20 protein-coding genes are annotated in these 18,713 nt (G+C 38.5%); 2 read left to right on the top strand and 18 right to left on the bottom strand.

Features of this window, described 5'->3' with window-relative positions; genetic code table 11:
- Window positions 1-425 precede the first annotated feature (425 nt).
- The 6 genes from BN985_RS09855 to BN985_RS09830 all read right to left on the bottom strand — a co-directional run bounded on the left by BN985_RS09855 (window position 426) and on the right by BN985_RS09830 (window position 5,148).
- Complete coding sequence (locus BN985_RS09855; protein ID WP_042223306.1) at window positions 426-935, bottom strand: metallophosphoesterase; 510 nt, start codon at window positions 933-935, stop codon at window positions 426-428.
- Window positions 936-994: 59 nt separating this feature from the next.
- On the bottom strand, window positions 995-1,603 hold the full coding sequence (locus BN985_RS09850) for an XTP/dITP diphosphatase (protein ID WP_042223305.1): 609 nt from the start codon (window positions 1,601-1,603) through the stop codon (window positions 995-997).
- A gap of 13 nt (window positions 1,604-1,616) precedes the next feature.
- On the bottom strand, window positions 1,617-2,366 hold the full coding sequence (gene rph, locus BN985_RS09845; RefSeq protein WP_042223304.1) for a ribonuclease PH: 750 nt from the start codon (window positions 2,364-2,366) through the stop codon (window positions 1,617-1,619).
- Between the two features lie 157 nt (window positions 2,367-2,523).
- Window positions 2,524-3,591: a GerMN domain-containing protein gene (locus BN985_RS09840; RefSeq protein WP_042223303.1), complete on the bottom strand. Its 1,068-nt coding sequence runs from the start codon at window positions 3,589-3,591 to the stop codon at window positions 2,524-2,526.
- Between the two features lie 299 nt (window positions 3,592-3,890).
- On the bottom strand, window positions 3,891-4,721 hold the full coding sequence (racE, locus tag BN985_RS09835; RefSeq protein ID WP_042223302.1) for a glutamate racemase: 831 nt from the start codon (window positions 4,719-4,721) through the stop codon (window positions 3,891-3,893).
- A gap of 22 nt (window positions 4,722-4,743) precedes the next feature.
- Window positions 4,744-5,148, bottom strand: a complete 405-nt coding sequence (locus BN985_RS09830; RefSeq protein WP_198030008.1) for a MarR family winged helix-turn-helix transcriptional regulator — start codon at window positions 5,146-5,148, stop codon at window positions 4,744-4,746.
- A gap of 353 nt (window positions 5,149-5,501) precedes the next feature.
- Here BN985_RS09830 and BN985_RS09825 point away from each other — a divergent pair, with 353 nt between their 5' ends.
- Entirely contained in the window at window positions 5,502-5,726 is a 225-nt protein-coding gene (locus tag BN985_RS09825; protein WP_042223300.1) for a helix-turn-helix domain-containing protein, read from the top strand.
- A gap of 138 nt (window positions 5,727-5,864) precedes the next feature.
- Here the strand turns inward: BN985_RS09825 and BN985_RS09820 are convergent, their stop codons facing one another.
- The 4 genes from BN985_RS09820 to BN985_RS09805 form a co-directional block, all read right to left on the bottom strand.
- The gene (locus BN985_RS09820) at window positions 5,865-6,308 is read right to left on the bottom strand and encodes an acyl-CoA thioesterase (protein WP_042223299.1); all 444 of its coding nucleotides are present in this window, start codon (window positions 6,306-6,308) and stop codon (window positions 5,865-5,867) included.
- A gap of 87 nt (window positions 6,309-6,395) precedes the next feature.
- The gene (sdhB, locus tag BN985_RS09815) at window positions 6,396-7,160 is read right to left on the bottom strand and encodes a succinate dehydrogenase iron-sulfur subunit (protein WP_042223298.1); all 765 of its coding nucleotides are present in this window, start codon (window positions 7,158-7,160) and stop codon (window positions 6,396-6,398) included.
- 2 nt (window positions 7,161-7,162) lie between these two features.
- The gene (gene sdhA / locus BN985_RS09810) at window positions 7,163-8,926 is read right to left on the bottom strand and encodes a succinate dehydrogenase flavoprotein subunit (protein ID WP_042223297.1); all 1,764 of its coding nucleotides are present in this window, start codon (window positions 8,924-8,926) and stop codon (window positions 7,163-7,165) included.
- 28 nt (window positions 8,927-8,954) lie between these two features.
- The gene (locus BN985_RS09805) at window positions 8,955-9,575 is read right to left on the bottom strand and encodes a succinate dehydrogenase cytochrome b558 subunit (protein ID WP_042223296.1); all 621 of its coding nucleotides are present in this window, start codon (window positions 9,573-9,575) and stop codon (window positions 8,955-8,957) included.
- Between the two features lie 316 nt (window positions 9,576-9,891).
- On the opposite strand from BN985_RS09805, the gene BN985_RS09800 reads away from it, so the two are divergent.
- Window positions 9,892-10,329 carry a DUF2507 domain-containing protein gene (locus BN985_RS09800; protein WP_042223295.1) on the top strand — a complete coding sequence of 146 codons (438 nt, stop codon included), beginning with the start codon at window positions 9,892-9,894 and terminating at the stop codon, window positions 10,327-10,329.
- A 133-nt stretch (window positions 10,330-10,462) separates the two neighbouring features.
- Here the strand turns inward: BN985_RS09800 and uvrC are convergent, their stop codons facing one another.
- The 8 genes from uvrC to BN985_RS09760 all read right to left on the bottom strand — a co-directional run bounded on the left by uvrC (window position 10,463) and on the right by BN985_RS09760 (window position 18,713).
- Window positions 10,463-12,250 (bottom strand): excinuclease ABC subunit UvrC, encoded by a 1,788-nt coding sequence (gene uvrC / locus BN985_RS09795; RefSeq protein WP_042224055.1) that lies wholly within the window; start codon window positions 12,248-12,250, stop codon window positions 10,463-10,465.
- An 87-nt stretch (window positions 12,251-12,337) separates the two neighbouring features.
- Window positions 12,338-12,652: a thioredoxin gene (trxA, locus tag BN985_RS09790; RefSeq protein WP_042223294.1), complete on the bottom strand. Its 315-nt coding sequence runs from the start codon at window positions 12,650-12,652 to the stop codon at window positions 12,338-12,340.
- Window positions 12,653-13,100: 448 nt separating this feature from the next.
- Window positions 13,101-14,075, bottom strand: coding sequence for an electron transfer flavoprotein subunit alpha/FixB family protein (locus BN985_RS09785; protein WP_042223293.1), 975 nt, complete (start codon window positions 14,073-14,075; stop codon window positions 13,101-13,103).
- A gap of 29 nt (window positions 14,076-14,104) precedes the next feature.
- Entirely contained in the window at window positions 14,105-14,878 is a 774-nt protein-coding gene (locus BN985_RS09780; RefSeq protein ID WP_042223292.1) for an electron transfer flavoprotein subunit beta/FixA family protein, read from the bottom strand.
- A 28-nt stretch (window positions 14,879-14,906) separates the two neighbouring features.
- Window positions 14,907-15,680 carry an enoyl-CoA hydratase gene (locus tag BN985_RS09775; RefSeq protein WP_042223291.1) on the bottom strand — a complete coding sequence of 258 codons (774 nt, stop codon included), beginning with the start codon at window positions 15,678-15,680 and terminating at the stop codon, window positions 14,907-14,909.
- Window positions 15,681-15,699: 19 nt separating this feature from the next.
- Window positions 15,700-16,287 (bottom strand): TetR/AcrR family transcriptional regulator, encoded by a 588-nt coding sequence (locus BN985_RS09770; protein ID WP_042223290.1) that lies wholly within the window; start codon window positions 16,285-16,287, stop codon window positions 15,700-15,702.
- A 135-nt stretch (window positions 16,288-16,422) separates the two neighbouring features.
- A complete protein-coding gene (locus BN985_RS09765; protein ID WP_042223289.1) occupies window positions 16,423-18,132 on the bottom strand; it encodes a long-chain-fatty-acid--CoA ligase in 1,710 nt (569 codons plus the stop codon).
- 173 nt (window positions 18,133-18,305) lie between these two features.
- The gene (locus tag BN985_RS09760; RefSeq protein WP_042223288.1) at window positions 18,306-18,713 is read right to left on the bottom strand and encodes a DUF350 domain-containing protein; all 408 of its coding nucleotides are present in this window, start codon (window positions 18,711-18,713) and stop codon (window positions 18,306-18,308) included.

Genomic DNA, 18,713 nt, shown 5'->3' with positions numbered 1-18,713 from the left:
TTTATAATAATTTAACTGCCTCTACATCTAATAGCTTATTCTCAGTTGTTTGTGCTTCGAGGCAACTCGTTGCGTACTCGGCAGTAGCTTTGCTCGTCACTAAACTACACCCGCATGATTATGTAAAAAATATCCTGATTTTTGTACGCTCTTTATAATAATTTAACTGCCTCTACATCTACTAGCTTATTCTCAGTTGTTTGTGCTTCGAGGCAACTCGATGCGTACTCGGCAGTAGCTTTGCTCGTCACTAAACTACACCCGCATTACCTATGTAATTTATCGCCGTTTTTGTTAGTTACTTTTTTAACGGACAAGAAATATTATATGCATAAATGGATTATTTGTCAACACTTTATAAAAAAAAGTTTAAAACCTACCAGACAGTCGGAATAATTGAGCCTGGTAGGTCTCTTAATTCTAGCTTATAAGGAAGCTTTGTAGAATAAATCTTTTACTTCATTTCCGTCCAGCGTGTAAAATGTAACCTCAATTTCTTGAGGGTTTTCCCATTCCATAATTGCATAAGTCTTTTCTAAGCGACCTCTAGGTTGACGAATACTTCCAGGATTTATAAATAATTGGTCATTCTCTTGTTGCGCACCAGCTACATGTGTATGTCCAAAACAGATGACATTTGCCCCCAATTCTTCAGCACGGTATCCTGCAGTAAGCAAATTTTGCTTCACATTATGCAAATGTCCATGCACAGCAAGGAATTTAACGTTATTAACTTCTAATGTTTGTTCCTCTGGATACCTTGTATCAAGGTCACAGTTACCTGCTACTTTAAAGAAACCATCCATTTCTATAGTATCCATATCCAGTTCGGAATCACCACAATGAATCATGTACTCCAACTTATGCTCATTTTTTACTTGAAGTAATTCATCTGTTAAACCATGACTATCACTTATAATAAGTACCTTTGTCATTATACCACCCAATCTATGTATGATCTTTAAAACGAAAAAGGAAAAATAGGTTTCGTTTATTAGGCTTGTCCTTCCTTATACCCTTTTATCCATTCATCAAACTGCTCTATCGCTTTTGTTCTATGACTAATACGATTCTTTTCTTCGGCAGTTAACTCAGCCATTGTCTTTTTCTGGTCACTTGGTATAAAGATTGGGTCATAACCAAATCCATTTTCTCCACTTTGTTCTTCTGCAATGTTTCCCTCACAATAGCCAGTGCGAAAAACCGTTTTTTCCCCAGGTTTAGATAATGCAATAACACAAACAAATCGGGCAGTCCGCTCAGACTCCGGTACTCCTTGCAGTTTTTGCAATACTTTAAGTATGTTTGCACGGTCATTTTTATCAGTGCCAGCATATCTCGCTGAGAAAACTCCTGGTTCTCCATAAAGTGCATCAATCATTAAACCTGAATCATCTGCAAGCACAGGTATACCTAGCTTTGAAGAGATTTCCTCGGCTTTTAGTGCTGCATTTTCTTCAAAGGTGACACCAGTTTCCTCCACATCCGGCAACTCTTCTTCTAGATCAAGCATAGACAATGCGGTGATTTGATAACGGGAAAAGAATTGCTTAAATTCAGCTGCTTTTCCCGCATTCCTTGTCGCTATGAGAACTTGTTCCATACCATTCACTCCATTATTCTAATGTCTCTCCAATTCTTCCAGCTAGTTCCCCTATCGTTTCACGCTGAATCTTAAAGATCTCTTCCATGCCCTCACTAGCAAGTTGCAGCATTGTTTGTAATTGATTTGCTGTAAAGGTTGCTTCCTCACCTGTACCCTGTATCTCCACAAATTCCTGCTTTCCAGTCATGACAATGTTCATATCAACATTCGCTTGAGAATCTTCTTCATAATTCAAATCCAAAATCTCCGTACCATCAGGTAAAACACCAACAGAAATTGCACCAAGAAACTGGGTGACAGGCATTTTCTTTATTTTTTTATTATCTAATAGCTTACCGAAAGCCAAGACAACCGCTACAAAAGCTCCTGTAATCGACGCAGTTCGTGTGCCACCATCTGCTTGAATCACATCACAATCTACCCAAACAGTGCGCTCGCCGATGCTATCCAAATCCACAACCGATCGTAATGCTCTCCCGATTAGACGCTGAATTTCCATTGTTCTTCCACTAACTTTTCCTTTGGATGATTCACGAATGTTGCGTTGTTCTGTAGCTCTAGGTAGCATTGCATATTCGGCAGTAATCCATCCCTTTCCTTGTCCTCGAAGAAATGGTGGAACTCTGTCTTCAATGCTTGCATTGCATATTACTTTTGTATTACCTACTTCAATTAAAACAGATCCTTCTGGGTGTGATATATAATCTGCTGTAATGTTTACAGAACGTAAACTATTTATTTTTCTCTCATCGTTTCTCATGTATGTCTCCTCCTTGTTTCAACCATAAGCTTAACATATTTTGCACCAAAGAAACACGTTAATACATTCTATAAAAAGTAGCGAGCGACCGCTTAAAAACTTAGCGGTTAGAACGAAGAGTAAACAAAAAAGAGGCTATAAAGCTCAGCCTCTTTTCTTATAGCTTCTCACTTGGAATGAATTGCTGTTTGGTTACAGGTTCCTCATATGTCTCGCCGTTTTCATTCACAAGTTGTTCAATATTCTCAACTTTTACATCAACAGCTTCAATCCCATCCTGTTCTGTTAGTGTTCTAACAATAGTTTCCATAACCTCGTCCGAGATGACACCATTCCCATCCTTAACAAGGATGTCTTCATTAAATGTAAGGTTAAGCACTCCGTCACTAAGCTTTGTCTCTCCAGTCAGCAAAGCAGAGGGATTAAAGACGTGCTGTACATTTGTATTAAAGCCAGGGCCTTCCAACAATGACTGTACAATCGAGGCGTACATATCCTCGTCCTTTGTTTCAACATATTGCGTTACCGGTACGTAATAACGATTCTTATTATGCTCAGTTGGATAGTACATGGTTACAGCCTTACTGTTAATCAAATCGACTGTGTCTGTGTCTGTTACATTTATCCCATTTGCCCTAGAATATCCTTCGCCGATCGGTGTTCCATTTACCGGCATTTCTTTTACCTCATGTCCATTAATCTGTAATTGAACAGTATTCACATTTTCAAACTGGGTCAGTGTATGGGTTATCGATTCAAGAATTTGAAGCTCTTCCTTTGCTTCATAATCTTCAAATTCCTTAGAGAAATCGACTACGATAGTTCCATCTTCCTGAAGGTTTACGCCAAGAATTTGTGTTCCTTCTGGCAGCACAGCCTGAAATCCATTTGGTAGCATGGAAGTAACCGGTCCACCTTTAACCAAGTATTCTAAAACCTGAGACGCTACCTCTTTTGATTCAGGATTAGGTAGCTCGATTGTTTGTGCCGCTACCATACCGTTCGCATCCACTAAGTACAACTCTCTTGGCACCGTCTCATTTACAGCTGTTCCTTCCCCTTCAACTGACTCATCTTCATTCTTCTCACCGTTTTCTAGACTATCAACAGGCTCGGCGTTTTGTGGAGGATCCATATCCTCCAGTGATTGTTCTCCTTGAAAACAACCTGATAATAAAATAGCCATCGTTATACTTCCCGTTATTAATATTCCGCGCTTATGCATGTCTTTCCCCCCTAGGATGGTTTGTACTATTATGTATACGAGCCTCCAAAGAAAATAGACCAAAACAAAATAAAAATTACGCTAAAAGGTAGTCTTAGAAATTATAGTTCCCGACAAACCTTGCATTAAAAATAAAGTTAAACTTCAATTGGTAGGCGCCACCTACCTCCCCACCAATTGTTAATTGAACGATTCAGACACAGTTGATCCCTCATTTAGAATGCTTAATCCCCCCGTTCATGGTTGAAGTGGGGGATAATGCTAGTTATTGCAAAATAAAAACCCAGAAACCTAATAAATCAGGAGTTCTGGGTTTGACCTAGGCCAATCTGTGCTTGTTTTATCGTAACCATTTGTAAATATGGGTCTTGAAATATACTTTTAGAAATCTCAACAAATATTTCCAGTTCTCCAGTAGTATAAAATTGATGAACTGGAATGACCTCACTTGTATTAATAATCTTATGAACATCTAATATAGTACTTGTTTCCCTGGCCGTCTCTTCACTGGAAGAAATTACTGTCACTTGCTCTCCCATCACATCTTGTATAGTTGGTTTTAGCAAGGGGTAGTGAGTACAACCAAGTATTAGTGTATCCATATCCTTATCATCCCTTAGTGGCAAAAGTGATGACTCTACAACTTCTTGAGCTTTAGTTCCTGTTAAGATCCCCTGCTCTACCATCGGTACGAATAATGGGCAGGCTAGTGCATTCACTTTAATGTTCGAATGGATGCTTTCAAGCGCCTTTGTATAAGCCTCACTGCGAATGGTTCCTTCTGTTCCAATAACCCCAATATTATTATTTCTCGTAAATTTAATTGCAGCCCTTGCACCCGGTTGAATAACCCCGATAACCGGTATATCTAATTTTCCTTGCAATTCCTGCAGTGTAAAAGCTGTTGCTGTGTTACACGCTACCACAAGCATTTTAATATTTTTCTCTAATAAAAAATCTACTAGCTCCCAAGTGAATTGTTTCACTTCTTCTTCCGATCTAGGACCATATGGGCATCTAGCTGTGTCTCCAAGATAGATCAATTTTTCTTTAGGCAGCTGCCTCATCAATTCATATGCCACCGTAAGTCCCCCTACCCCAGAGTCGATGACCCCGATTGCCTGCTCCACAGATATCCCCTCTACTTTTCTATTATTTTTTGTCTACCAGTATCATTTCTTCATGTAAAAAATCGAGTAGTTCACTTAATTGTTCTGTTTGTTCTAGAGAAAATTTATCAAGCACTTCCCCAAGATACTCTTGTCGTTTCTGGATGACTTCCTCAATAATAGTTTCACCCTTTTTTAACACATGGATTCGGACCACTCTTCTATCCTTTGAATCTCGAACTCGTTCTACAAGCTCATTTCTTTCCATACGATCCACGAGATCTGTTGTTGTACTAAAAGCTAAACTGATTTTATTTGATAATTCGCCAATTGTTAAATCGCCTTCTTCAAGTAGCCACTGAAGTGCCACAAATTGGGGCGAAGTAATTGGATAATTGTTTAAAATCTTACGTCCGTTTTGTTTAATAATACCTGATATATAGCGCATACGTCTTTCAATTTTATTTATTGTGAGTGCAGATGCATCGGTTTTCAATAATGTAACCTCCTAATGATCTTTCCATGCTAATAAAAGTTATAGAACTATAAATCAAACGGTATTATAACCTATATTATTCAGAAAACAACCGTAATGTTTCTTGATAAACTTGTCCACCGTTCCCATTATAGCTACAAATGTTGTAAAAATAAACGATTAACCTATTATATCAAAATTTAACCTATTTCACATTGAAGAAGTTGGAATCGTACGCACCGTTTTACTGTTTCATTCATACTTTATAGGGACTAAATAATTTCCCTTCAACAGGCAGCTCTATAAGAGCAAGGAGGGGTTAACATTTGAAGGACAATGAGTTTAAGCCGAAGCAACTACTAACAAAACGAGAAAAGGAAGTATTCGAATTGTTAGTACAGGATAAAACAACGAAAGAAATTGCTCAGGAGCTATTTATATCCGAGAAAACTGTCCGCAATCACATTTCAAATGCTATGCAAAAGTTAGGAGTTAAGGGGCGATCACAAGCTGTTGTAGAGCTCCTTCGTATGGGGGAATTAAAGCTCTAGTTTTTAAAAACCGACTTTCCACTGGAAGTCGGTTTTGTATGGTTCAGGTACACGTTAGGTATCCGAGACAAAAGGGCATTTTCAATGATATGTACACTAACTTACGGGTTATAACCTGAACCTTAATGTTTGTGAAATTTATTTTTTTAACAGATTTTCTTTCATATCCTCACTAATAGACAATGGTCGTCCGGTCTTTGGATGTACATGCACGAGCCTGCCTCTCCCAGTCAGTGCTATCTCTTCATTCACGATGCCCATATAATGAATATCGATAGATGTATTGCCAATATGATTTGCCTTTACATACATGGTTAAGTCCTCGTTAAAATACATTTGTTGTAAATAATTGCACTGTAGATCTGCTACCACTGGTATGCCATTATCTTCCTTAGAATGGCTGTTAAATAAACCTACAGATTTTAAAAACTCTATTCTAGCTTGTTCAAAATATATAAAGGGGGAGACATTGTTAACATGTCCAAACATGTCTGTCTCGGAAAAACGTATTTTTATAGGTGTGGAAAAGGAGAATGACTTCCTCCATTTCTCCATATCATCGATATATGGTATCGCTTTCATAATTACTGACTCCCTTCTACTTAATTTAAGAAATATAACGTAAAGCCCCCTTGTGCCCATAAAGGCTAAAGGGGGCTTTACTACAACTTAATGTGCATGGTCACTTCCAAAGAAGTTTTTAAATGCCTGAATGTTCGTTGCACGGTTCATTGCTGCAATCGATGTGGTTAAAGGGATACCTTTTGGACAAACTTGCACACAGTTTTGTGAGTTACCACAACCGTCAATGCCACCATCATCCATTAAGCCATTTAATCTTTCGCTTGCATTCATTTCCCCAGTTGGATGTGCATTGAAAAGACGTGCTTGTGATAGCGCCGCAGGTCCGATAAAGTTGGATTTATCGTTAACATTCGGACATGCTTCTAGACAAACACCACACGTCATACATTTTGAAAGTTCATAAGCCCACTGGCGTTTCTTTTCAGGCATACGTGGACCAGGTCCTAGATCATGCGTTCCGTCTATCGGTATCCAAGCTTTTACTTGTTTCAAAGCATCAAACATGCGTTCACGATCTACAATAAGGTCTCTTACAACGGGAAAAGTCGACATCGGCTCAAGACGGATTGGTTGTTCCAATTTGTCTACAAGCGCAGCACACGATTGTGTGGCTGTTCCGTTAATAACCATCGAACAAGCTCCACAAACTTCTTCTAAACAGTTCATGTCCCAGTATACTGGTGTAGTTTGTTTACCATCCGCATTTACAGGGTTTTGTCGTATCTCCATTAAGCCAGAGATAACGTTCATGTTCTTACGATATGGTACATGAAAGGTTTCTTTATAAGGAGCAGATTCTGGACTATCCTGTCTGGTAATAATAAACGTTACAGTTTGTTGTTCAGCCATTATTACTTACTCCCTTCACTTTTTTTCGTATAATCGCGCTTTCGTGGTTTGATCAACGAAGTATCTACAGGTTCATATGTAAATACAGGGTCATTTGTTTCTTGATTAAATGCCGCAATTGTTGTTTTCAACCACTCTTCATCATTACGTTCAGGGAATTCTGGTTTGTAATGTGCTCCGCGGCTTTCATTACGGTTATATGCCCCGATTGTTATAACACGTGCTAAATGCAACATGTTCTTTAACTGACGGGTAAACATTACACCTTGATTGCTCCACCGAGACGTATCATTTATATTGATGTTCTCCCAACGCTCTAGCAACTCTTTTATTTTCTCATCTGTCTTTAATAGTTTTTCATTATCTCGAACTACTGTTACGTTGTCTGTCATCCATTCGCCTAATTCTCTATGAATTTGATAAGCATTCTCTGTACCTTTCATATTCATAAGTGCTTCGAACTTTTCTTTCTCTTCCTTCTCACTTCTCTCAAATAGCTCTGGAGAAAGATCATCTACATGTTTGTCCAGTCCGTCAATGTATTTAATTGCGTTAGGGCCAGCAACCGCCCCACCATAAATTGCGGAAAGCAGAGAGTTGGCACCTAAACGGTTCCCTCCATGCTGGGAATAATCACATTCACCAGCCGCAAAGACTCCTGGAATGCTCGTCATTTGATCGTAATCGACCCAAAGACCACCCATTGAATAGTGTACCGCAGGAAAGATTTTCATAGGTACTTTTCTCGGGTCCTCACCAACGAACTTTTCATAGATTTCTATTATCCCACCAAGTTTTACATCAAGTTCTTTAGGATCTTTATGCGAAAGATCCAGATAAACCATGTTTTCACCATTGATACCAAGTTTTTGATTCACACAAACGTCAAAAATTTCACGCGTTGCTATATCACGTGGTACAAGGTTCCCATAGGCTGGATATTTTTCTTCAAGGAAGTACCAAGGCTCTCCATCTTTATAAGTCCAAACCCGGCCACCTTCCCCACGAGCAGACTCACTCATTAGACGTAGCTTATCATCACCTGGTATAGCGGTTGGGTGAATTTGGATAAATTCGCCATTAGCGTATTTTGCGCCCTGTTGATAAAGCACACTAGCAGCGGAACCAGTATTAATAATAGAGTTCGTTGACTTACCAAAGATGATTCCTGGGCCACCAGTTGCAATTATTGTGGCATCGGAAGGGAAGGATTTAATTTCGTGCGTTTTAATATCCTGTGCCATGATTCCTCTTCCAGTTCCCTCATCATCAATGATGGCACCAACGAATTCCCAGCTTTCAAATTTATTCACAAGACCTTCTACTTCATAACGACGAACCTGTTCGTCTAATGCATATAACAACTGCTGCCCTGTGGTAGCTCCAGCATATGCAGTTCTGTGATGCTGTGTACCTCCAAAACGGCGAAAGTCAAGTAGTCCTTCTGGTGTTCTGTTAAACATAACTCCCATACGATCTAGCATATGGATGATACTTGGTGCAGCATCACACATTGCTTTTACAGGAGGCTGATTTGCCAAGAAGTCTCCTCCGTAGACAGTATCATCAAAGTGTATATCAGGAGAATCTCCTTCTCCTTTTGTATTAACTGCACCATTGATACCACCTTGTGCACAAACAGAGTGAGAACGTTTAACAGGTACAATAGAGAATAGATCTACATTCACACCCGCTTCAGCTGCTTTAATTGTTGCCATTAAGCCGGCAAGTCCACCGCCTACAACAGCAATTTTGCGATTACTCATAATGAACACTCACTCCTATTTCTATAAATTAAACCCCGTAAGCAAATTGAATTAATGTTCTTACCCCTAAATAACTTGTCGCTAAGAAAATTAGCAATGTTGCATATGTAGCGATCTTTTGAGATTTTGGTGACTGTGTAAAGCCCCATGTTACTAGAAAACTCCATAAACCATTTGCAAAATGGAAAGTAGTAGAAATGACACCAACAATATAAAACCAAAACATAATTGGATTGGTTAAAATATTTTCCATTAAGCTATAATCAAGATCTACATTGCCCATTCCAAGCTGAATCCGTGTTTCCCATACGTGCCAGGCGATAAAAACAAGTGTAACTATGCCCGTGAAGCGTTGTAGGTAGAACATCCAATTTCTGAAGTAGTTGTATCTTTTCATGTTATTACGGGCGACGAATACAATATATACCCCTAAGATTGCATGAAACAGAATTGGCAGATAAATGACTACGGTTTCAAGTAATAATCTAAATGGTAGTCCATGCATAAAACCTGCTGCCTTATTAAAACTTTCTTCACCATACACAGCAAAATGATTTATTACCAAATGCTGTACTAGAAAAAGCCCAATTGGTATGACGCCTAACAGTGAGTGTAATCTCCTGTAAAAAAACTCACGATGCTCTGCCATGTGTTACCCCCCTTAGTTTCAAAGTTTACGATTTTCATAGCTAGTAACATTACCAAATAATAATATTTTTAAGAAGTTATATTATTTATTTGAATAATGTACAATTTGCAACATATTTATTGTACTTCTAACTAGAAAAAGCGTCAAGAAAACGTTACCGTAAACTAAAGAAAGTCTTCTAAGCTTATGTTAAAAATTCTATGAAGAACTTCCCGCGGTAGACTTGCTAAAATCGCTAATTATATAGATAATAAGACTAGCAATTTACTTTTACTTACATAACAAGCAGGTTACCTACTTGGAAAGGATGACATTTATGTCAAAGGAACAAGATACACTTGATAATACTTTATTAACTAATCTTCAAATCACCGTCGCCTTATATGATATACTTCGCTATATTGGTTTACCTGAACTATTTGGTAATGAATCAGATACATTGCTGTACTTTATGGGCCGAAAACTTTCTCGAAAGTTTTCTTTTGAGACAATGGAAGATATTTACGATATTGTAGAGAAACTGGGTTGGGGTAAACTAGAACTTATAAAAGAAAAAAAGAAAGAGCTAATTTTTCAGTTGATGGCTGACAGTGTGGCTCAACGACTACAATCCCCCTTAAATACAGATTTTCGTCTCGAAGCAGGTTTTCTTGCTGAAGCTGTACAAACGGTTGTAGGAAAAGAGTGTGAATGTACTGAAGAAATTCACCGGAAAATCCACCAGGTTCAATTTAATATTTTATATATGAATTAATTGTACAAACCTTATTGGTCAGAAAGATACTATAATTGAAAAAAGCCACGAATCATATAAATGTACCTTAAGACAGGGACACTTTATAAGAGCTTCGTGGCTTTTATATTTAGAATTAAAAAATATATGGGCTTTATTCTTCTTTCTCTTCTTTCGTCAAGTGTGCAAGAATATCCTTCGCATTGTTTGTTGGGATGCCTAATTTTGTAATATCATTTACGGTAGCTTTCTTAATTTCTTTTATAGATTTAAAGTGAGTTAGCAGCAATCTCCTTCGCTTTTCACCAATTCCAGGTATTTTATCGAGCTCTGACTGAAACAGGTTTTTACCCCTTAATTGTCTGTGGAATGTAATTGCAAAGCGATGGACCTCTTCTTGAATTCTTTGAACGAGATAAAATTCTTGAGATTGACGTTCTAAAGGTATAACAGTTGGTGGAAATCCGTATAATAGTTCACTCGTTTTGTGCCGATCATCCTTAGCCAATCCACATAAAGGAATATCTAGCCCTAGTTCGTTTTCCAGCACATCTAGTGCCGCACTCATTTGCCCTTTCCCACCGTCTACTATAATCATATCAGGCAGTGGCAGCCCATCTTTGAGCACTCTGGTGTATCTGCGACGAATTACTTCACGCATCGTATCATAGTCATCTGGACCTTTTACATCTCTAATTTTGTATTTTCTGTATTCCTTTTTATTCGGTTTGCCATCTATAAAGACAACCATTGCTGAAACTGGATCCGTCCCTTGAATATTGGAGTTATCAAAAGCTTCAATTCGGTGTGGGGTTTCAATATGAAGTGTTTGACCTAATTGTTCCACAGCCACAATGGTACGCGCCTCATCACGTTCAATAATAGAAAATTTTTCTTCCAAAGCAATTTTTGCATTTTTGGATGCCAATTCCACCAATTCTTTCTTTCGACCTCTATACGGTGTGTGGACATCCACTTCTAATAGCTCTTTCACAAGATCATTATCTATTCCAATGGGCACAAGTATCTGCTTCGGTTTAGGATGATTTTGGTGTAAATAAAACCTTCCAATATAGCTAATGAAGGTGTCTGTTGCATCGTCAAAGAAAGGAAAGACTGCAACGTCACGCTCGATCAGCTTTCCTTGCCTAATAAAGAATACTTGAACACACATCCAGCCTTTATCATAGCTGTACCCAAAAATATCACGATCTGCAGTATCATTCAGGGTCATTTTCTGTTGTTCCATGACAATTTCGATATGTTCAATTTGGTCCCTAAGTTCCATTGCACGCTCGAAATTAAGCTGCTCGCTGGCTTGTAGCATCTTCTGCTTGAGTTCTGCCTTAATCTTTTTATACCCACCATGTAGAAAGGACGAAATACTTTGGACAATTGAAAAATACTCTTTTTTTGTCGGAGGATTTTCGCTGCAGGCTTTGCATTGCCCTAAATGATAGTATAAACAAACCCGACCTGGCGGATTATTGCACTTTCTTAGTGGATACATACGATCAAGGAGCTTCTTCGTTTCCCGTGCAGAAATCACGTTAGGATATGGTCCAAAATATTTACCCTTATCCTTTTTAACCTTTCGAGTTATAAGTAATCTAGGATGTCTTTCAGAAGTTACTTTCAAATAAGGATAGGATTTATCATCTTTTAGCATCACATTAAACTTGGGATCGTACTTTTTAATTAGATTCATTTCCAATATAAGTGCTTCAATCTCAGAAGAAGTTACTATATATTCGAAATCAACAATTTCTTGAACTAGCCGCTGTGTTTTTCGGTCATTAGCACCTGTGAAATAAGAGCGGACACGATTACGTAAAGCCTTTGATTTTCCAACATAAATTACGGTAGCATGTTTGTCCTTCATTAAATAACAGCCCGGCTGCAATGGCAGGACGGACAGTTTTTCTTTAATTGTCTGATTCATGTTATCCATTCCTTTTATCACTTAGAAAATCCCTTGTTACATAGGCAACAAGGGATTTTGATTTTCTTTATAGTTACTATACCATTTTTAAGCGTGCTTGTTAATTAGATCTACAAGCGCTTCTTTAGGTTGGAAACCGATAACTTGATCTACTACATTACCATCTTTGAATAGAAGTAGTGTAGGGATACTCATAACACCATATTTACCAGCAGTTTCCTGGTTCTCATCAACATCAAGTTTGACGATTTGTACTTTATCTTCCATTTCGCCATCAATTTCTTCTAATACTGGTGCAATCATTTTACAAGGTCCACACCATGGTGCCCAGAAATCAGCTAGTACTAGACCTTCAGAAGTTTCTTTAGCGAAGTTTTGATCTGTTACGTTTGTTATTGCCATTCTAATTCCTCCTTATGTGAAGCTTTGAATCATACACCGAGTATACCATCGTTATTATTTCCTTGCGAATACTTTGCTTATACATAGGAAAAGCGAAGAGCGCCGTACTAAGGTACGCCGACTAGGACCGACCCGTCCTGGGTCAACGTCGGCATGACCCGGTTCCTCCGGGCCCACGTAGTAACTGGACCGAAGCAACCGAGATAAAGGAATCATGCCCCTGCAAAAGGGGTATGTCGACGTTGGCCGGCAAGGCCGGTTTTAGTCTACCGACCTTTATTAACGAACCGATGATGACTTTCACCCTCCGGGTATAAGTGCGACTAGGCCTCTGGTTGTCACCAATCGGCAAGTCTTCTTTATCGTAGGGCGAGTCGCAAAGTTACCTAGTTTTTGGCGCTCATAGCTACATAAGAAAAGCGAAGCGCATAATAACTGGCAGTAATTTTTATTGTTTTATTTTCTTAACTTCTTCAATTAACAATGGTATGATTTCAAAGAGGTCACCAACGATTCCATAGTCTGCAATATTAAAGATATTCGCTTCTGGGTCTTTATTAATAGCGACAATGACCTTAGAGTTCGACATTCCAGCTAGATGTTGAATTGCCCCTGAAATTCCTACTGCAATATACAGGTCTGGTGTAACGACTTTTCCTGTCTGACCGATTTGCAAAGAATAATCGCAATACTCCGCGTCACAAGCTCCACGTGAAGCTCCAACTGCTCCTCCAAGCACTTCAGCTAATTCATACAATGGTTTGAAGCCTTCTTCACTTTTAACACCGCGCCCACCAGCAACAATTACATTTGCCTCTGAAAGGTCCACTCCCTCAGCTGCTTTCCGAATAACATCTTTGATTACAGTACGAATACCTGCAATATCTATCTCTTTCGTAGAAATGCCACCACTTCGGCTTTCATCCCGTTCTAGTGCAGGAATGTTGTTTGGTCTAATCGTTATGAAGGTTAAGCCGCTTGTAATTATTTTCTTTTCAAAGGCTTTTCCAGAGTAGATTGGCCGTGTAAAAACAGCTTTACCATTGTCCAATTCCAAATCTACTACGTCGGAAACCAATCCACTGTCAAGTTTACTTGCAAGCTTCGGTGTTAGATCCTTTCCAACTGAAGTATGGCCCATAACAATGCCTGATGGGTTTTCATCTTTAATTACTTTAAGTAGTGCCTGACCATATCCCTCGGAAGTATACGCTTCCAAATTTTCGTGTTTTAATGTAATTACTCTATCAGCACCGTAATAAATCATTTCCTTTGCCTGGTTTTCTAAGTCTGTATTTCCGCATATTACTCCAATAATTTCTCCATCTGATTGAAGCTTCTGAGCTGCTGCTATTGCTTCAAAAGACACATTTCGTAGTGTGCCTTCTCTTGCTTCTCCTATTACTAAACATTTATCACTCATTGCGACTTCCCCTTTCTGACTGATCGCTTTTATAGCACTTTAGCATTGTTTTTAAGTAAAGAAACTAACTCTTCAACCTGGTCGCCTATATCTCCTTCAAGTACTCTGCCCGCTTCTTTTTCTGGTGGAAGGAAGATTTCGACCGTTTTTGTTTTTGCTTCAATGTCGTCTTCATCAAGATCTAGGTCGTCTATTTCCAATTCTTCAAGCGGCTTCTTTTTAGCTTTCATAATTCCTGGGAGTGATGGGTACCTTGGTTCATTCAATCCTTGCTGACAAGTAACCAATAAAGGTAGTGAAGACTCAACGACTTCAACGTCACCTTCAATATCCTTTTCTATGAAAGCATTATTATCTTCAATCTTTAAACTGGTGATTGTAGTAATAAATGAGATCCCCAACAGTTCCGCTAATCTAGGCCCGACTTGTCCGCTCGCTTCATCAATAGCCACGTTGCCAGCGAGTATAAGATCTGCTTCTTTGTCTTTAAAATATGCTTCTAAAATTCGGGAAGTTGTATATTGATCCCCTTCATCCAAATCTTCTTCTGTGTTTATCAATACAGCTTTATCTGCACCCATAGCTAGAGCTGTTCGAAGCTGTTTTTCAGATTCTTCTTCTCCAACTGTTACAACTGTAACTTCACCACCATGCACATCACGTTGGTTTATCGCTTCTTCGACTGCGTACTCATCATACGGATTAATGATGAACTCCGCTCCGTCATCTTCAATTTTTCCTGATGACACATTAATTTTTTCCTCTGTATCAAACGTTCTTTTTAGTAATACATATATATCCAATTTTTGTTCCTCCTTAATTAAAAGTGGATTACTTATCTGTGAAGTTTGGTTTACGTTTTTCCAAAAATGCCTGAATACCTTCCCTCGCATCGTGTGAGTTAAAGACCTCTTTAAAAGCCTTTGCTTCTGCTTCTAACCCTCTGTCAAAGAGTTCTGTTTTTGCATAAGGAACTAGACTCATAACATACTGAATGGAAGGCTTGCTTTTCTGGGCTATTTTTTCTGCCAGTTTAGTAGTTTCCTTTTCCAATTCTTCATCTTCCACAACCTTATTGGCAAGACCAAAATGGTATGCTTCCTCTCCCGAAATTGGATCACCTGATAAGATCATCTCATATGCCTTGGCATTTCCTACATGCTGTGGTAAACGCTGGGTCCCTGCAAATCCGGGAATAATACCCAACGTTAGCTCAGGCAATCCTAACTTAGCAGTCTTGGTAACAATCCGAATATGACAAGACATTGCTAGTTCCAAGCCTCCACCAAGCGCTGCCCCATGGATCGCTGCGATGACTGGTATTGGAAAATGTTCAATTTTATTAAACAGCTGCTGCCCTTTTTGAGCAAGATTTTTTGAATCACTTGAATTCTGAAAAGAAGTGAACTCTTTTATATCAGCCCCTGCTGAAAAAAATCTGCCTTCTCCCTTTAGCACAATAGCCTTCACACTCTCATCAGCTTCCACTTTCTGCAATTTTTCTTCCAGATCTTGTAACAATGTACTAGAAAGCGCATTAGCTGGTGGACTTTGAATTGTTAAATATGCTACCCCATCACTTACCTCATAAGCTAATACAGACATCTATACTCGCCCCCTTTGTTTACTTCGATACAGTAAGGCCGTTCGACAGTAACCGATGCACGTCTTTCGACTGGTTAACCAAATCATATTTCTTTTCCTTCATAACCCAGTTGGTAACGGTCTCATCAAGTGTACCGAATATCATTTGCCTAACAAGTGGCAAAATGAGATCTTCACGAAACAATCCTTCCTGCATCCCTTCCTTAATTATATTGTCAATGACAGTCAAATACGGCTTTAAAACTTGATTAATTTTTACCCTTAAGGCCGGATTTGATTGACGAAGTTCTAACTGAGTTACAACAGCCAAATGCTGATTGCTTGCCAATTGCTGGAAGTGCATCTCAATAAGTGCTAAAAGCTTTACGTTAGCATTTTCCATTTGCTCAATGGATTTCTCTGTTTGTTCAATGAATTGTCCCATCTTCTCTTCAAAAACAGATACTAATATATCCTCTTTGTTTTTAAAATATAAATAGATGGTACCGTCGGCAACACCAGCCTTTTTCGCTATTTTTGAAACCTGGGAGGCATGATAGCCATTTTCAGCTATTACTTCTACTGCTGCCTCAATAATTTGATTATACTTTGGTTTTCGTTTATTCATCTTAATCTCCCAATCTGTACAAGAAATAACCAAATGAATGAATCGTCATTCATATTTATTTCATTGTACGATCTAAGAAGAATCCTGTCAACAATATAGGTTGTCCAAATTTTTCCCAACAAGAGCCAGAAAGGCTCATGCTTTATTAACTTGCGCTGCTTCTTCCTTCAAACGTTTTTCTTTTTCTTCATCTACTAAGCTACGTCTAAGTATCTTTCCGACCGCTGTTTTCGGGAGTTCTTCCCTAAACTCGTAAACCTTTGGTACTTTATAAGCTGCCAAATGCTTTCTACAAAAATGATTTAGTTCTTCCTCATTTAGGGTTGCACCCTCTTTGAGAACAATGTAAGCTTTTACTGTTTCACCCCGGTAAGCGTCTGGCACCCCAGCTACCACTGCCTCCTGAATATCTTTATGCTCATATAAAACTTCTTCCACTTCTCTAGGATAGATATTATATCCACCTGCAATAATCATATCTTTTTTACGGTCCACTACATAGAAATAACCTTCTTCATCCATATACCCTAAGTCTCCTGTATAAAGCCAACCATCTCTTAATACCAGATCTGTTTCCTCCTGATTATTCCAATACCCTTTCATTACTTGTGGTCCTTTTACTACAATTTCACCTATTTCTCCGATATCAGCTTCTTCATTTGTTTCTAATATCATAACTTTACACTCTGTGTCTGGCCATGGAACACCAATGCTTCCATTAATTCTTTTCTCCCATACAAAGTTGGCATGTGTAACAGGGGAAGTTTCTGTGAGACCATAGCCTTCCACCAATTTGCCGCCTGTAATCCTTTCAAATTGCTCTTGTATTTCGATAGGTAGTGGAGCAGATCCACTAATGCAGGCTTGTATTGAGGATAAATCATAGTTGGATAGGTCAGGATGGTTAAGTAAGCCTATATAGATGGTAGGTGCCCCAGGAAAAAGCGTGGGCTTTTGTTTATCGATTGTCTTTAATACTTCTTTTGCATCAAACTTAGGAAGTAAAACCATTTTAGAACCTAACATAATAGCATTGTTCATAACCGTGGTCATCCCGTAAACGTGAAAGAATGGTAAAACACCGAGAATTACATCTTCTTCACCCTTTGTCCTATATAACCAAGCATCGCACATTTGCACATTGGATACTAAGTTGTAATGAGTTAGCATAACGCCTTTAGGATAGCCAGTTGTTCCTCCAGTATATTGCAATAAGGCTATATCTTCAACAGGATCAACGTCCACCTTATCATAAGAACCATCCGATTCAGAAATTGCCTTTTGCCAGCTATGTGTGCTCTCAGTTTCTTCTACTTTAACAACCATGTTATATTGTCTTTTTTGAATAAAAGGGTAAAGCATATTTTTGGGAAATGGTAAGTAATCTTTTATGCTTGTAATGATCGAATGGGTGACGTTTGTTTTAGGAAGTACATTGGTAATTCTAGGTAGAAGGATATCCAAGCTGATGATAAAGCTAGCCTCTGAGTCATTAAGCTGGTATTCTAGCTCTCTTTCTTTATATAGTGGGTTCGTCTGCACTACGACAGCTCCCGCCATGAGTGTTGCATAATAGCTAATTACCGCTTGTGGACAGTTTGGAAGCATAATGGCAACCTTATCGCCCTTTTTTAATCCCTTCTTCTGAAAAAAGGATGCGAGTTTTTTTGTTTCGTCATATAACGCTTCGTAACTCATCTCCTTACCCATAAAATAAAGCGCTTTCTTTTTTGCGAATCGGGAAGCACTTTCCTCAAAAAATACATGCAAGGGCTTCCTGTCATACGTAATACTGGTAGGTATTTCAGTGGGATAATGCTTCAACCATATTTTACTTTGCCCCATTCTTTATCTCCTCCTTTATTACTATACTATTTTCATTATAGCGTTAAATTTCAATTTTTGAAAATTTTATGTAACTTTTATTTTAACAAATAATAAATACCGACAATTAGAAAAATGATTGCCACAACGATTAATATTTTTGCCAGTCTGTCTAATATCATAATAACGCTCCCCTATTCTATACTTACACCAATGACATATGCTAATCCGATAGAAATTACCATAGAAATGAATCCTACTGCCTTATTTCCTTTTCCAATTTCTTCATCAACCTTAATCGTTGGAGTTAGAAATTCAAAAATAACATATCCAAATAATAATAGTAAAAATCCAAACGTACCCCAGCCAATGCTTTGAAGCACCGTGTCATTATGCTCAATGGAAAATCGAAAAATGGTAGCTATCCCAAAGATTTTCCCCCCGGTCGCCATTGCCACTGCTAAATTTCCCTTTTTAATCTCTTCCCAATTTCTATAAGATGTTACGGTTTCAAATATGGCTAGAAATACAAGTGTGGCTAATATAACCACACTGTATCTAGCAGCCGTTATAACAATAACATTTTCCCAAAATGTACTCAC

Origin of the sequence: Oceanobacillus manasiensis, from assembly GCF_000724085.1 — a bacterium.
In the GTDB taxonomy this organism is placed as follows: domain Bacteria; phylum Bacillota; class Bacilli; order Bacillales; family Amphibacillaceae; genus Oceanobacillus_B; species Oceanobacillus_B manasiensis.
This window is presented reverse-complemented; position numbering and strand designations above follow the sequence as displayed.

What these genes read in the sequence shown, in the direction of transcription:
- BN985_RS09855 (WP_042223306.1), bottom strand. Translation starts at nt 935, where the DNA reads ATGACAAAGGTACTTATTATAAGTGATAGTCATGGTTTAACAGATGAA.
- BN985_RS09850 (WP_042223305.1), bottom strand. Translation starts at nt 1,603, where the DNA reads ATGGAACAAGTTCTCATAGCGACAAGGAATGCGGGAAAAGCAGCTGAA.
- rph (WP_042223304.1), bottom strand. Translation starts at nt 2,366, where the DNA reads ATGAGAAACGATGAGAGAAAAATAAATAGTTTACGTTCTGTAAACATT.
- BN985_RS09840 (WP_042223303.1), bottom strand. Translation starts at nt 3,591, where the DNA reads ATGCATAAGCGCGGAATATTAATAACGGGAAGTATAACGATGGCTATT.
- BN985_RS09830 (WP_198030008.1), bottom strand. Translation starts at nt 5,148, where the DNA reads ATGCGCTATATATCAGGTATTATTAAACAAAACGGACGTAAGATTTTA.
- BN985_RS09820 (WP_042223299.1), bottom strand. Translation starts at nt 6,308, where the DNA reads ATGAAAGCGATACCATATATCGATGATATGGAGAAATGGAGGAAGTCA.
- sdhB (WP_042223298.1), bottom strand. Translation starts at nt 7,160, where the DNA reads ATGGCTGAACAACAAACTGTAACGTTTATTATTACCAGACAGGATAGT.
- sdhA (WP_042223297.1), bottom strand. Translation starts at nt 8,926, where the DNA reads ATGAGTAATCGCAAAATTGCTGTTGTAGGCGGTGGACTTGCCGGCTTA.
- BN985_RS09805 (WP_042223296.1), bottom strand. Translation starts at nt 9,575, where the DNA reads ATGGCAGAGCATCGTGAGTTTTTTTACAGGAGATTACACTCACTGTTA.
- BN985_RS09800 (WP_042223295.1), top strand. Translation starts at nt 9,892, where the DNA reads ATGTCAAAGGAACAAGATACACTTGATAATACTTTATTAACTAATCTT.
- uvrC (WP_042224055.1), bottom strand. Translation starts at nt 12,250, where the DNA reads ATGAATCAGACAATTAAAGAAAAACTGTCCGTCCTGCCATTGCAGCCG.
- trxA (WP_042223294.1), bottom strand. Translation starts at nt 12,652, where the DNA reads ATGGCAATAACAAACGTAACAGATCAAAACTTCGCTAAAGAAACTTCT.
- BN985_RS09785 (WP_042223293.1), bottom strand. Translation starts at nt 14,075, where the DNA reads ATGAGTGATAAATGTTTAGTAATAGGAGAAGCAAGAGAAGGCACACTA.
- BN985_RS09775 (WP_042223291.1), bottom strand. Translation starts at nt 15,680, where the DNA reads ATGTCTGTATTAGCTTATGAGGTAAGTGATGGGGTAGCATATTTAACA.
- BN985_RS09770 (WP_042223290.1), bottom strand. Translation starts at nt 16,287, where the DNA reads ATGAATAAACGAAAACCAAAGTATAATCAAATTATTGAGGCAGCAGTA.
- BN985_RS09765 (WP_042223289.1), bottom strand. Translation starts at nt 18,132, where the DNA reads ATGGGGCAAAGTAAAATATGGTTGAAGCATTATCCCACTGAAATACCT.